At 64.2% G+C, this 12510-nt stretch carries 14 protein-coding genes and 1 riboswitch; all 14 genes read right to left on the minus strand.

Annotated elements, in window-relative coordinates; all coding sequences use genetic code 11:
- Positions 1 to 59 precede the first annotated feature (59 nt).
- The 14 genes from QWI20_RS17340 to hda all read right to left on the minus strand — a co-directional run bounded on the left by QWI20_RS17340 (position 60) and on the right by hda (position 12346).
- Positions 60 to 797 carry an adenosylcobinamide-GDP ribazoletransferase gene (locus QWI20_RS17340; RefSeq protein WP_369306491.1) on the minus strand — a complete coding sequence of 246 codons (738 nt, stop codon included), beginning with the start codon at positions 795 to 797 and terminating at the stop codon, positions 60 to 62.
- Positions 798 to 1370, minus strand: coding sequence for an alpha-ribazole phosphatase family protein (gene cobC, locus QWI20_RS17345; protein WP_369306492.1), 573 nt, complete (start codon positions 1368 to 1370; stop codon positions 798 to 800).
- The gene (gene cobT, locus QWI20_RS17350) at positions 1367 to 2419 is read right to left on the minus strand and encodes a nicotinate-nucleotide--dimethylbenzimidazole phosphoribosyltransferase (protein ID WP_369306493.1); all 1053 of its coding nucleotides are present in this window, start codon (positions 2417 to 2419) and stop codon (positions 1367 to 1369) included. The genes cobC and cobT overlap by 4 nt, the downstream gene beginning before the upstream one ends.
- A complete protein-coding gene (gene cobU / locus QWI20_RS17355) occupies positions 2416 to 2937 on the minus strand; it encodes a bifunctional adenosylcobinamide kinase/adenosylcobinamide-phosphate guanylyltransferase (protein ID WP_369306494.1) in 522 nt (173 codons plus the stop codon). Before cobU ends, cobT begins: the two co-directional genes overlap by 4 nt.
- Complete coding sequence (locus QWI20_RS17360) at positions 2937 to 4406, minus strand: cobyric acid synthase (RefSeq protein ID WP_369306495.1); 1470 nt, start codon at positions 4404 to 4406, stop codon at positions 2937 to 2939. Before QWI20_RS17360 ends, cobU begins: the two co-directional genes overlap by 1 nt.
- Positions 4403 to 5395 (minus strand): threonine-phosphate decarboxylase CobD, encoded by a 993-nt coding sequence (gene cobD, locus QWI20_RS17365; protein WP_369306496.1) that lies wholly within the window; start codon positions 5393 to 5395, stop codon positions 4403 to 4405. The genes QWI20_RS17360 and cobD overlap by 4 nt, the downstream gene beginning before the upstream one ends.
- Positions 5388 to 6296: an adenosylcobinamide-phosphate synthase CbiB gene (gene cbiB / locus QWI20_RS17370; RefSeq protein ID WP_369306497.1), complete on the minus strand. Its 909-nt coding sequence runs from the start codon at positions 6294 to 6296 to the stop codon at positions 5388 to 5390. Before cbiB ends, cobD begins: the two co-directional genes overlap by 8 nt.
- The gene (gene bluB / locus QWI20_RS17375) at positions 6293 to 6943 is read right to left on the minus strand and encodes a 5,6-dimethylbenzimidazole synthase (RefSeq protein ID WP_369306498.1); all 651 of its coding nucleotides are present in this window, start codon (positions 6941 to 6943) and stop codon (positions 6293 to 6295) included. Before bluB ends, cbiB begins: the two co-directional genes overlap by 4 nt.
- Positions 6944 to 7108: 165 nt before the next feature.
- On the minus strand, positions 7109 to 8410 hold the full coding sequence (locus tag QWI20_RS17380; protein ID WP_369306499.1) for a cobyrinate a,c-diamide synthase: 1302 nt from the start codon (positions 8408 to 8410) through the stop codon (positions 7109 to 7111).
- Positions 8407 to 9018, minus strand: a complete 612-nt coding sequence (cobO, locus tag QWI20_RS17385; RefSeq protein WP_369306500.1) for a cob(I)yrinic acid a,c-diamide adenosyltransferase — start codon at positions 9016 to 9018, stop codon at positions 8407 to 8409. Before cobO ends, QWI20_RS17380 begins: the two co-directional genes overlap by 4 nt.
- Positions 9019 to 9124: 106 nt before the next feature.
- Positions 9125 to 9351: riboswitch (cobalamin riboswitch) on the minus strand.
- Between the two features lie 127 nt (positions 9352 to 9478).
- Entirely contained in the window at positions 9479 to 10015 is a 537-nt protein-coding gene (locus tag QWI20_RS17390; RefSeq protein WP_192172855.1) for a C40 family peptidase, read from the minus strand.
- Between the two features lie 88 nt (positions 10016 to 10103).
- Complete coding sequence (locus QWI20_RS17395; RefSeq protein ID WP_369306501.1) at positions 10104 to 10793, minus strand: C40 family peptidase; 690 nt, start codon at positions 10791 to 10793, stop codon at positions 10104 to 10106.
- Between the two features lie 66 nt (positions 10794 to 10859).
- Positions 10860 to 11633 carry an NAD-dependent deacylase gene (locus tag QWI20_RS17400; protein WP_369306502.1) on the minus strand — a complete coding sequence of 258 codons (774 nt, stop codon included), beginning with the start codon at positions 11631 to 11633 and terminating at the stop codon, positions 10860 to 10862.
- Between the two features lie 8 nt (positions 11634 to 11641).
- Positions 11642 to 12346, minus strand: coding sequence for a DnaA regulatory inactivator Hda (hda, locus tag QWI20_RS17405; RefSeq protein ID WP_074890952.1), 705 nt, complete (start codon positions 12344 to 12346; stop codon positions 11642 to 11644).
- Positions 12347 to 12510 lie beyond the last annotated feature (164 nt).

The raw sequence follows: 12510 nt of genomic DNA on the forward strand, positions 1-12510 counted from the left end.
TCAGAATGATCAGCCGACCGCAGATCCTGTGGGAGCGACCGGGGTGGCGCTCCCACAAATCAATCGCACATCAGCGCCAACGTCACCAGCACCAGGGTTTCCAGCAGTTCGAGCATCGCGCCAGCGGTGTCGCCGGTAGTGCCGCCCAGCCGTTGCATCATCACCCGGCGCAGCCAGAAGAAGCCGCACGCTGCCACCACCAGCACCCACACCGCCGCGCCGCCACCGGTCAGCACGCAGACCCCCGCCACCGCCGCCAGCACCCGCACACCCGTCTTGCGCGGCAGGTGATCGGCCAGCGCCTGGCCCAGCCCGCCGGCGCGTACATACGGCGTATTCAGAAACAGCGCCAGCATCGCCGCGCGGCCAATCACCGGGGCCAGCAAGAGGCCGACGCTCGTGTTCGCTTGAATCAACGCCAGCAACGCGCTGAATTTCAACAGCAACACCACCACCAGCGTGACCACCGCAATCGGCCCGCTGCGCGGATCCTTCATAATGAGCAGCGTGCGTTCGCGGTCGCCGAAACCACCGAGCCAGGCGTCGGCGCTGTCGGCCAGGCCATCCAGGTGCAGCCCACCGCTGAGCATCACCCATGCCGCCAGCAGCAAAGCGGCATGCAACAACATCGGTGCTCCGTCGAGCAGATGATTCAGCGCCATCAACAGCACGCCGAACAGCAAACCCACCAGCGGGTAAAACAGCAGCGAGCGCCCCAACTCCTGGGGCGAAGGCATGCCCGGCAAGCGAATGGGCAGGCTACTGAGGAACTGCAAGGCGATCCAGAACGGCAGCATTCAAACCTCCGTCAACCCACCGTCGGCCTGCACATCCAGACCGAACAGACCGCCGTGGCCCACGGTGACCTGCAGCAGTTGCTCGCGAGGCAGACCGCGGGCGCGGGCCAACAACAGACGCATCACCCCGCCATGGCTGATAAGCAGAATGCGCTGTCCGTCATACGTCCGCTGCAACCGCTCAACAGCGGTCAGCACGCGGGTAGCAAATACCTGAACCGGCTCGCCATTGGGCGGCGTAAACCCGTAAGGATCTTCCCAGAAGCGTCCCAACCCGGCAGCATCGGTTTCCATCAATTGCGCAGGGCTCTGGCCTTCCCAGTCACCGAAATGCAATTCCTTAAGACCGGCTTCCAATTCCACGGGCAAGCCCAGCCGCCCGGCCAGCTCGTCGGCAAAGCGGGCGCAGCGTTGCAGTGGCGAACTGACGATCCGGTCCCAAGGGCCACGATCAACCACCGCCGCGCGCATCTGCTGCCAGCCGGTGTCGGTCAACGCGTCGTCGATGCTGCCGCGCAAGCCGCCGCCGAATTCGGTTTCGCCGTGGCGCAGCAGGTCCAGATGCAAGGTCATGCCGGGCGGTCTGCCACGGCGGCTTCGGCGAAGGTCGCCATGCCGTTATGCAGCTCGCAGGCCAGACGCAACAACGGCACCGCGAGCGCCGCGCCACTGCCTTCGCCCAGACGCAATCCCAGGTCCAGCAACGGCTCGGCCTGCAACGCGTCCAGCACCAGGCGATGGCCCGGCTCGGCGCCACGATGGCCGAAGAACAGCCACTCCCGGCACGACGGATTAATGCGCACCGCCACCAGCGCCGCCACGGAACAGATAAAACCATCGACCAGCACCGCGATGCCCTCCTGCGCGCAGGCCAGGTAGGCGCCGACCAGCGCCGCGACTTCAAAACCACCGAGGGCGCGCAGACTGGCCAGCGCGTCACCGACAGAAGCGGCATGCAGCCGCAACGCACGTTCGATCACTTGCGCCTTGTGGCTCACGCCCTCGGCATCCAGACCGGTGCCGGGGCCGACCAGCGAGGTGGACGGGCAATCGAGCAACGCGCACGCGAGCGCACTGGCGACGGTAGTGTTGCCGATGCCCATTTCGCCGCCGATGAACAGCTCGGCGCCCGCAGCCTTGGCGCGCAGCACGCTGTCGCGACCGCCATCGAGCGCAGCGTACAGTTGCGCCTCAGTCATCGCCGGGCCTTGGGCAAAATTCGCAGTGCCAGGGCCGAGGTTGAGATGACGCACGCCCGGCAGGTCCAATGGGGCAACCGTGCCCAGATCGACCACGTCCAGCTGCGCCGACAACTGCCGCGCCAATACGCTGATGGCCGCGCCGCCCATGATGAAGTTGTGCAGCATCTGCCCGGTGACTTCCTGGGGGTATGCCGAAACCCCTTCAGCGACCACGCCGTGATCGCCGGCAAAAATCGCGATCCAGACCTCATCGGCCTTCGGCTTCAGGCGACCCTGCAGGCCGGCCAGTTGCACCGCCACGTCTTCCAGTCGACCCAAAGAACCGGTCGGTTTGGTCAATTGCTGCTGACGGGCCAGCGCGTCTTCGCGGCTGGCGTGATCGACTTCTCGGGCAGGGGCGAGCCACCAGGCGTTACTCATAGTGCGGGTCCTTTCAGGGTTATGGGCAGTCCGGCGACGGTGAACACCACGCGATGGCAACGTTCGGCCAGCGCCTGATGCAGCCAGCCGGCTTCATCGACATAACGACGGGTCAGCTCACCGAGGGGCACGACGCCCAGCCCGGTTTCGTTGCTGACAAAAATGATTTCGCCCGGCAGGTCCGCCAGGCCATCGAGCAAGGCTTCGCGCTCTTGAACCAGCCGCTGCGGATCGTCCAGCATCAGCAGATTGGTCAGCCACAGGGTCAGGCAATCCACCAACAGGCAGCGGCCCTCCCCGGCGTTTTCCCGAAGCACGCGGGCCAGCTCGACGGGTTCTTCGATCAGCCCCCATTCAGCCGGACGACGCTCGCGGTGCAAGGCGACGCGCTGGTTCATTTCGCCGTCCAGAGGCTGGCTGGTGGCGATATAGATGACGTCGAGGCCGCTGTCGCTGGCAAGCTTTTCAGCCAGCCGACTTTTGCCGGAACGTGCGCCGCCGAGGATCAATTGCAGCATCAGGGTTGCTCCAGGCCGCAGAGTTCACGCAGTAATTTGCCGTCCAGGTAGGTTTCCACCAGATCGGCCAAGCGTTCGATGTCGCGCTCGCGCAGGGCGTGGTAATCCACCGACTGCACGTTCTGCAGCCCGGCCCATCGCAGCAAGGCGCTGCTCGACGCAGGATTCTCGAACAGGCCGTGGAGGTAGGTGCCGAGCACTTGGCCGTCAGGACTGCGCGCGCCATCACAGCGACCGTCGGCGAGCTGGACCAGTGGACGTTCCAGCGCTGCGCCAGTGGTCACGCCCGCGTGGATTTCATACCCGGTAACGTCGGCGTCTTCGAGGGTCAATCGACCGCTCACATTGCGCAGCTGTTTTTCTTCTTCCAGCACCGTACTCAGGGCCAGCAGCCCCAACCCCAGGCTGGAACCGGCCGCGCCTTCGAGCCCCAGCGGGTCGTGCAACTCTTCGCCGAGCATTTGCAGGCCACCGCAGATGCCCAGCACTTTACCGCCGTAACGCAGGTGGCGGCGGATGGCGGTGTCCCAGCCATTGGCGCGCAGGTAGGCGAGATCGCTGCGCACGCTTTTCGAGCCGGGCAGGATGATCAGGTCGGCGCCAGGAATCGCCTGCCCAGGGCCGACGAATTGCAGATTGACCTGGGGGTGCAGACGCAGCGGGTCGAAGTCGGTGTGATTACTGATGCGCGGCAGGACCGGCACGATGACATTGAGCACCTGCTCGGCCTTGTCGGTCTGGCGCTGATCGAGGCCGTCTTCAGCCTCCAGATGCAGGTCCATCACGTAGGGCAGCACGCCCACCACCGGTTTGCCGGTGCGCTGTTCGAGCCAGTCGAGGCCGGGCTGAAGCAGCGCGATGTCGCCGCGAAAGCGATTGATGATGAAGCCTTTGACCCGCGCCTGTTCGCTGGGCGACAGCAATTCCAGCGTGCCAACCAGATGAGCAAACACCCCGCCGCGGTTGATGTCCGCCACCAGCAGCACCGGGCAATCCACCGCCTCGGCAAAGCCCATGTTGGCGATGTCGCCGGCGCGCAGGTTGATCTCGGCCGGCGACCCGGCGCCTTCGACCATGACCACCGGCCAGCCTTCGCTGAGGCGGCGATGGGAAGCGAGTACGGCCTGCATCGCGATGGCTTTGTAGTCGTGGTAGGCGACGGCGTCCATGGTGGTGACGGCGCGCCCGTGAATGATCACTTGCGCGCCCGTGTCGCTGTTGGGTTTGAGCAGCACCGGGTTCATGTCGGTGTGGGGTTCGAGGCCGCAGGCCTGGGCTTGCACGGCCTGAGCGCGGCCGATCTCGCCGCCGTCGGCAGTCACGGCGCTGTTGAGCGCCATGTTCTGCGGCTTGAACGGCACAGTGCGCACGCCCTGACGAGTCAGCCAGCGGCACAGCGCCGTCACCAGCGTGCTTTTGCCGGCGTCGGAGGTGGTGCCTTGCACCATCAGGGTTTTGCCGATGCTCATAAGCGCTCCCGGGAGAATTCGCTGAGCGTCTGGTGCAGACGCTGCCAGTCGGCGTCTTCGCGGGGCAGGCCGAAACGCAGGCTGCTGTTGTGCGTAAAGATGCGCAGGAGGATGCCCCGGTGTGCGCAGAACTCGTAAAGCTCTTCCGCCAGTGGCGTGATCAGCCACTGGAACAGCGCGCAGCCGCCCTTGGGTGCAAAGCCATGGCGACTGAGCACATCGACCAGACGCTGACTGGCCTGCTCGGTGCGCTGGCGCTGGCGTTGATGCCCGGCCACGTCATTGAGACAGGCCTGTCCGATGATGCGGGTTGGCCCGCTGACCGACCAGGGTCCGATCTGCCGCGCCATGACTTTGAGAAAGCGCGGCTCCGCCAGCACAAAACCCAGGCGCACACCGGCCAGTCCGAAAAACTTGCCGAACGAGCGCAACACGATGAGCCCCGAACGCTGGGTGTAAGCCGCCAGACTCAACTCCGGCGTGTTGTCCATGAACGCTTCGTCGACCACCAGCCAGCCACCACGCTGGGCCAGCCGCGTGTGCCATTCCAGCAAGCGTTCGGGCGTGAGGCTCAAGCCGGTGGGGTTGTTCGGGTTGACCACGACGAGCACATCAAGGGTGTCGAGGAACCGCTCCACTTCGTGCTCCAGCACTTCGCGCACCAGAAAGCCGGTGTTGCGCCAGGCCTCAGCGTGCTCGGCGTAGCACGGCGACAGCACGCCGACCTTGCCCGCCTGACGCAGACGCGGCAGCGCTTGAATCGCCGCTTGGGAACCGGCTACCGGCAACACGTCCGTGGCGCCGTAATAGCGGCGGGCGGCGGCTTCCAGACCGTCATCGGTTTCCGGCAGGCGCGCCCAGGCCGCTTCAGGAATCGCCGGGATTGGCCACGACCACGGCGAAATCCCGCTGGACAGGTCCAGCCAGTCCGCCTCATCAATGCCGTATTTCAGGACTGCGCCACGCAATCGGCCGCCGTGCTCAAGCATAGAATTCTGTCCCCAGACACAAGATCAGCAACCACAGCCACACGCCGCGCTGCACCAGTTGCCATCCACGATCGATGGAGTTCGCGTCCGCTGGAATGCCTTCGCCCAGCGTCGCACGCTCATGAAGCTCGCCGTGATAAATCGCCGGGCCACCCAGTTCGACGCCCAGCGCACCGGCGCCGGCGGCCATCACCGGGCCTGCGTTGGGGCTGTCCCACTTCGGTGCCTGGGTGCGCCAGCAGCGCAGGGCCAGTCGGGTGTTGCCCAGCAGCGCGTAGGTCAACGCCACCAGACGGGCCGGAATGTAGTTGAGCAGGTCGTCGATTTTCGCCGCCGCCCAGCCGAAGCGTTCGAAGCGCTCGTTGCGATAGCCCCACATGGCGTCGAGGGTGTTGCTCAGGCGATAGAGCACAACGCCCGGAGCGCCCAGCACGACGAACCAGAAGATCGCCGCGAACACTGCGTCGCTGCCGTTTTCCAGCACCGATTCGGTGGCCGCGCGGGCCACTTCGGTGCTGTCCAGCTCTGACGTCTGGCGACTGACCAGATAACCGACCCGCCGCCGCGCTTCGGGCAGATCCTCGCTGCGCAGCGCCTGGGCGACCGGCTCGACGTGCTCGCCCAGGCTGCGCAGACCCAACGCGCAGTAGAGCGCCAGGACTTCCACCAGCCAGCCAATGAACGGCAGCCAGCTGAGCAGCGTGGCAATCAGGGTCAGCGGAATGACGGCGATGAACCACGCGGTCACGCCATGGCTGCGCCAGCCGCGGCCGCCAGCGTTCAGACGCTGTTCGATGCGCTCGGCGAAACGGCCGAACGCCACCAGCGGGTGGTTCCGTTTTGGCTCGCCGAGCAATGCGTCCAGCGCGACCCCGGCGACGCTCAATAACGCCACGCTCATGCAATCACTCCCCATGTGTTCTCGTAGACCAGCTCTTGCAGCGCACGCGGCTGCGCCCAGCCCTCCAGCACCAGCATCGGCGCCGGATAAAATGCCTTGACCGGGCCCAGGCACAGAATTGCCAGGGGTTTTGAACCGGTTGGCATCTTCAGCAAATCGGCCAAGGCCTGGGGATCGAACAGCGACACCCAGCCCATGCCGAGGCCTTCGGCACGGGCCGCCAGCCAGAGGTTCTGGATTGCGCACGACAGTGACGCCATGTCCATTTCCGGCAGGGTGCGGCGGCCGAAGATGTGTTTGTCGCGGTCGTCCATCAACGCAGCGACCAATACCTCGGCGCAGTCGCTGATGCCCTCGACTTTCAGCTTCATGAAATCGTCGGACCGCTCGCCGAGGGCTTCGGCGGTGCGAATGCGCTCCTCCTCCACCTGCGCCTGAATCTGCGCGCGCAGCGCCGGGTCGGTGATGCGCAGGAAACGCCACGGCTGCATCAGGCCAACGCTGGGCGCGTGGTGCGCGGCTTCGAGCAGGCGGGCCAGCAACTCGGGCGCGACTGTGCCACCGCAGAAGTGGCGCATGTCGCGACGCTCGGCGATGGCGCGGTAAACGGCGGCGCGTTCGGGGTCGGTGAAGGTGTGGTCAGTCATGGCTCGCCTGTCCCGCGCGTGAAACACAGCAATCACCCGCGATGCGCCCCTTGTAGGAGTGAGCTTGCTCGCGAAAGCGGTTTTTCAGACAAGGAGTGGGATCGGACGCGCCCACTTCGCGAGCAAGCTCGCTCCCACAGAATGCGGCGATTGCATTGGCCAGGCTCATGGCAAAAACAGCGCCGCCATCGCCTGGGGATTGGAGGGGAAATAGAAGTGCACATATGACGCGGTCATGCGCCCTTCTCGATACACCGCTTCGGCGCCGCGCCCCCCATTGGGGCTGAGGCCGCGGGCGATGGGTGTGAGTTCGGTGCTGGTCAGGGAGTGGTGATAGGTGTGGCCGCGCAAGGTGCCTTCCGGCAGTTCGACCGATTGCAGGGCCAGCGCCGCCAGACGCTTTTGCATCACGGCTTCACCCTTGAGCAAGCCCACCCCTTCGGCGCGCTGGCCCTCGACATCGGTCAGCGCATCGAGCAAATACAACATGCCGCCGCATTCGGCGAGCAGGGGTTTGCCGGCGGCGTGGTGCGCGCGGATGGCGGCGAGCATGCTGAGATTTTCCGCCAGCGCCGTGTGATGCAGTTCCGGGTAGCCGCCCGGCAGATACAGGCTGTCGGCGTCCGGCAGTTCGCGGTCGCGGATCGGCGAGAAGAACGACAGTTCGGCGCCCATCTCCCGCAGCAGGTCGAGGCTGGCACCGTAGAAAAACGCGAACGCCTCGTCGTGGGCGATGGCGATTTTCACACCGGCCAGCAGCGGTTCGGCGGGCACGAACTCGGGCGCGGTGAAGGTCACGGCCGGCGGCAACGTGGCATCGCAGGTGCTGGCCAGCGCGGTGGCCGCAGCGTCGAGGCGCATGTCCAGGTCATTCAGTTCACTGGCCTGAACCAGGCCGAGATGCCGGCTGGGCAGTTCAATGCCGGTCTCACGGGACAGTGCGCCGTACCAGCGCAGGCCTTCGGTCAGGCTGCCTTCCAGCAACTGCGCATGGCGCACCGTGCCGACGCGATTGGCCAGCACGCCGGCGAACGGCAGATCCGGCTGATAGCGCGCCAATCCCAACGCCAGTGCGCCGAAGGTCTGGGCCATGGCCGTGCCGTCAATCACCCCCAGCACCGGCACGCCGAAACGCCGGGCAAGGTCTGCGCTGGACGGCGTACCGTCGAACAAACCCATGACGCCTTCGATGAGGATAAGGTCGGCGTCGGCGGCGGCTTCCCACAACAGGCGCCGGCTTTCGGCCTCGCCGATCATCCACATGTCCAGTTGGTACACCGGATGGCCGCTGGCGCGCTCGAGAATCATCGGGTCGAGAAAGTCCGGCCCACACTTGAATACGCGCACCTTGCGCCCCTGATTGCGGTGCAGACGGGCGAGTGCGGCGGTGACGGTGGTTTTGCCCTGACCGGACGCGGGCGCGGCGATCAATACTGCCGGGCAGTGCCGAGGCTGGCGCTCACTCACAGTTCGATGCCTTTCTGCGCCTTGATGCCGGCCTGAAAGGCATGCTTGACCACGCCGATGTCGGAAACCGTGTCGGACAGGTCGATCAGTTCCTGCTTCGCCCCGCGACCGGTGACGATCACGTGCTGCATCGGCGGGCGTGCCTGCAAGTCGCCCAGCACCTGCTCCAGGTCCAGGTAACCGTGCTTGAGGGCAATGTTCAGCTCATCGAGCACGACCATGCCGATAGAGGCGTCCTTGAGCATTTCCCGGGTCACGGCCCAGGCGGCTTCGGCGGCGGCGATGTCACGCTGGCGGTCCTGGGTTTCCCAGGTAAAGCCCTCGCCCATCACGTGGTAACGCACTTGTTCGGGAAAGCGGCGGAAGAACAGCTCTTCGCCGGTGCTGTGGCGGCCTTTGATGAACTGCACGACGCCGCACTGCATGCCGTGGCCCATGGCGCGGGCAAGCATGCCGAACGCCGAACTGCTTTTGCCTTTACCGTTGCCGGTCAGGACCAGCAGCAATCCGCATTCATTTGGCGCGCTGGAAATGCGCTCGTCCATCACCGCCTTTTTGCGCAGCATGCGCGCCAGGTGGCGTTCGTCACGTTCGGGGGATTCGCTCATCTCAGCTCTCCGCTTGAGGGCAGGTGTGGCAAACGGAGGGCACAGGCAAAGACTGTCAGCAGGCACCGGACAAATCCCGGCCTGCAGCAGAGCATCGCCCTCCGTGATGCTGTTGGATGGATCAGGCCGGTCTCCGGACTCATGAGTTGCCACAACCGTGGCAGGCCAGGCGCCTTCCCATGTTCAGCGAACACAGTGGCATTGTGCGTGGCCTTGGCTCATTTACCGTTGCGGAGGCAGCGCCGGAATTGATCGCATGAGCAATCGCACCGGCTTCCCTGTTTCACCCTGTGGACCAACGAAGTCCCGGGCACCTGAAACATGGCGCGAAGGTTAGAGGGTTGACTGGGGAGCGTCAATCGAACCGTGGGCAGAGCGGCCACGGGTTAACGGGATTTCACCCTGCAATGCACCGGTGTTCAAGCAGCAACAGCCCACGAACACATTGCCTCAATAGCGACTATTGCCTGGCAAGATTCGATGGCTGGATGACACGCTTGGCATTCAGCCAGGCTTTCTGCCAATAAGGCTTGTCGAGGCTGTCGAGTTTGACGGTGCCGCCGGTGGCCGGAGCGTGAACGAATCGCCCTTCCCCGACGTAGATGCCGGCGTGACTGACGTGGGAGCCGCCGCCTGTGGCGAAGAACACCAGATCACCGGTCTGCAGCTGACTGCGGTCGATGTCCGGGCCACGCAGGGTAATCATCTCCCGCGTCGATCGCGGCAAGGTAATGCCCGCGGCGTCGTGGTAGACATAGCCGATCAAGCCACTGCAATCGAAACCCGAATCAGGCGTGTTGCCGCCCCAGCGATAGGGCGTGCCAACGAGGCCGATCGCGCGCAACAGGACGTCGTCGGCGAGCGGTGAAGAAAACTGGGGAGGAGCGGAGACCACAGGCCGGTAGACAACCTTGCGTGGAGCGGGCGGTGGAGTGCTGGAACATGCGGCCAGCAGCACAGCCAGAGAGGCGACGATCAGGCGAACCGTTAACGACATAGACACGACAACCTGTGCGGGGTGCAGCTTACTTTGCCGAGGGCCGGGGTCGCGCGCAAGAGGGGGTTAGCCCTTTGCGCGCCCGGAATTAACGGGTTTGGCGCTTGAGTGTAGTCGAGCTCATCGCGGTGGTGGTTGCAGGGACCGTTGAAGGTGCCATTGCCAGCGCGCGTTTGGCTTCGATGAACGTCTTGGCCCAGTAAGCATCGTCGAGGCTGTCGACGCGGACACCGCCGCTGCGACGGCTGCTGGAGTGGATGAATTGGTCATCGCCCAGGTAGATGCCCGCATGGCTGACACGACCGCGACCGGCGGTGCTGAAGAACAGCAGATCGCCTGGTTTGAGGTCATTGCGTTTAACGAGGGGGGCATCGATGTTGATCATTTCGCGCGAAGAACGCGGCAGGCTCATGCCCGCCTCTTCACGGAAGAGATAACCGATGAAACCGCTGCAGTCGAACCCAGAGGTGGTCGACGTGCCGCCGAAGCGATAGCGAGTGCCTATCAAGGATTTGCCGCGTTCGAGGATGCTGTCAGCCAGAACCGGCAGGCGGTACGGCTTGTTGTCGGCAAATTGAGCGAGCTCGTCTTCGGTGGCGACCTCGTCATCCAGTACGGAGGATGCGTAATCAGCACGCTTGCTGGCGGATTGGGCGGTGGCAGAGTCCCGGAACTGGGGGCTTTGCGACTGTTGTTGCGACGTCGGCATCTGGGCCGCGCAGCCGAACAACAGCGTAACGAGTGCGAGAGGCACGAGGGGTGCGAAGCGGTTTAGCATGTGCACGACCGTGGCTGAAGTGTAAAGAAGCCGAGACTATGCCTTCAATCGTACCCATTTGCAAATTCAATCGAAACAAATGTGACTTACGATGTCGTCCATCACTTCTAAGGCTCTACACCTCAGAAACGCATCCATGTGCGCGGAGTGATCGGTCGGCGAAGGGTTTATCTCGGCAGTAAAGCCTCCCGTCACCCGAGCGCGCAGCATAGGCTCATGAATGTACGGGAAGCTGGCAGTGGTTCCGATGCTGAGCACAGCGTCAAAGCCTTTTGCCATCTCTTCCTTAAGCACGTTCAATGCCAGCTCTGGCAACATCTCCTCAAACAACACCACCGACGGCCTCAAAACGCCAGTACAGCCGGCACACAGCGGTGGCAGTGGTCGGTCAAGGTGCTCGCTCAGCAGCGGATCCTCGGCGCCACAAGATTGACAGTAGAGCGGCGCCAACTGGCCATGAATCTCGATCAGCCGTTCTGGCGGACTGCCCGCCGCGCGATGATAGCCGTCGACGTTCTGCGTCAACACCCAGCATTCGGGCTTGCGCCGCTGCAATTCGGCGATGGCATAGTGCGCCGCATTGGGACGTCCGCCCAGGCAAGCGCTGCCCAATTGTGCAATGTATTTCCAGCACAGCGCCGGATCACGACGCAGCATCGGGCCGGACAACGCCATTTCGATCGGCAGGCCGTCGTCGGTCTCGCCGTTGTACAGACCACCGACACCGCGATAGGTCGGCAAGCCCGAATCCGCCGAAAGGCCGGCACCGGTGATGATCAGGATGCGTGTGGCACGGCGCAGGGCCGCGGCGGTTTGCAGCACCAAAGCCTGATCGACCATGGACGCGCTTACCAACCGAGGGTTTCTTTCAAGAAGGGAATGGTCAGCTTGCGCTGGGCCTGCAGCGAGGCTTGATCGAGCTGTTCAAGCAGGTCGAACAGCGCGCTCATGCTGCGTTTGCCACGGGTGAGGATGAAATGCCCCACTTCGTCGGTGAGGTGCAGGCCCCGACGCGACGCACGCAATTGCAGGGCGCGGAGTTTTTCCTCGTCGGACAACAGGCGCATCTGGAACACCAGCGCCATGGTCAGCCGCGATTTCAGGTCCGCCAGCTTGACCGGCAGCTCCCGGGGCGAGCACGAAGCAGCGATGAGCAAGCGTCGGCCACTGTCGCGCAGCCGGTTGAACAGGTGGAACAAGGCCTCTTCCCATTCAGGCTTGCCGACCACCGCCTGAAGGTCATCGAGGCACACCAGTTCGTACTGCTCCAGATGATCGAACAGGCCGATGCCTTGATCGAGCAGTTCGGCCATTGGCAGGTAAACCGCTGGCTCGCCCATCTGTTCGAATCGCAGGCAGGCAGCCTGCAACAGGTGCGTGCGCCCTACCCCGTTCTTGCCCCACAGATAGATGAGGCTTTCTGTCCAGCCGGCCTCGGCTTCGCACAGCCGCTCGACATAGCCGAGTGCAGCGGCATTGGCGCCTGGATAGTAATTGATGAAGGTGGCGTCATCACGCAGACGCACACTCAGGGGCAGCTGAACTGGTTTCATGCTGGCTGAACGGTTCATGACGAACCGCCAAGGGGCCTCTGTGAAAAGTGCGCAAAGTCTATACCCGCAGGGCTGGCCGCACAATGCGGCAGACCGCCAGCAAAATCAAAGGCTTGCGTATGTCACTGGTATCACTGGGGAATACGGGCAAAACCCGCCGAGAA

It is taken from the genome of Pseudomonas sp. W2-17 (assembly GCF_041060445.1).
In the GTDB taxonomy this organism is placed as follows: domain Bacteria; phylum Pseudomonadota; class Gammaproteobacteria; order Pseudomonadales; family Pseudomonadaceae; genus Aquipseudomonas.

Excerpts from the sequence above, each read along its gene's own strand:
- QWI20_RS17360 (WP_369306495.1), bottom strand. The coding sequence starts at position 4,406 with ATGAGCATCGGCAAAACCCTGATGGTGCAAGGCACCACCTCCGACGCC.
- QWI20_RS17340 (WP_369306491.1), bottom strand. The coding sequence starts at position 797 with ATGCTGCCGTTCTGGATCGCCTTGCAGTTCCTCAGTAGCCTGCCCATT.
- cobT (WP_369306493.1), bottom strand. The coding sequence starts at position 2,419 with ATGAGTAACGCCTGGTGGCTCGCCCCTGCCCGAGAAGTCGATCACGCC.
- QWI20_RS17390 (WP_192172855.1), bottom strand. The coding sequence starts at position 10,015 with ATGTCGTTAACGGTTCGCCTGATCGTCGCCTCTCTGGCTGTGCTGCTG.
- QWI20_RS17400 (WP_369306502.1), bottom strand. The coding sequence starts at position 11,633 with ATGGTCGATCAGGCTTTGGTGCTGCAAACCGCCGCGGCCCTGCGCCGT.
- cobO (WP_369306500.1), bottom strand. The coding sequence starts at position 9,018 with ATGAGCGAATCCCCCGAACGTGACGAACGCCACCTGGCGCGCATGCTG.
- cobC (WP_369306492.1), bottom strand. The coding sequence starts at position 1,370 with ATGACCTTGCATCTGGACCTGCTGCGCCACGGCGAAACCGAATTCGGC.
- cobU (WP_369306494.1), bottom strand. The coding sequence starts at position 2,937 with ATGCTGCAATTGATCCTCGGCGGCGCACGTTCCGGCAAAAGTCGGCTG.
- bluB (WP_369306498.1), bottom strand. The coding sequence starts at position 6,943 with ATGACTGACCACACCTTCACCGACCCCGAACGCGCCGCCGTTTACCGC.
- hda (WP_074890952.1), bottom strand. The coding sequence starts at position 12,346 with ATGAAACCAGTTCAGCTGCCCCTGAGTGTGCGTCTGCGTGATGACGCC.
- QWI20_RS17395 (WP_369306501.1), bottom strand. The coding sequence starts at position 10,793 with ATGCTAAACCGCTTCGCACCCCTCGTGCCTCTCGCACTCGTTACGCTG.
- cbiB (WP_369306497.1), bottom strand. The coding sequence starts at position 6,296 with ATGAGCGTGGCGTTATTGAGCGTCGCCGGGGTCGCGCTGGACGCATTG.
- cobD (WP_369306496.1), bottom strand. The coding sequence starts at position 5,395 with ATGCTTGAGCACGGCGGCCGATTGCGTGGCGCAGTCCTGAAATACGGC.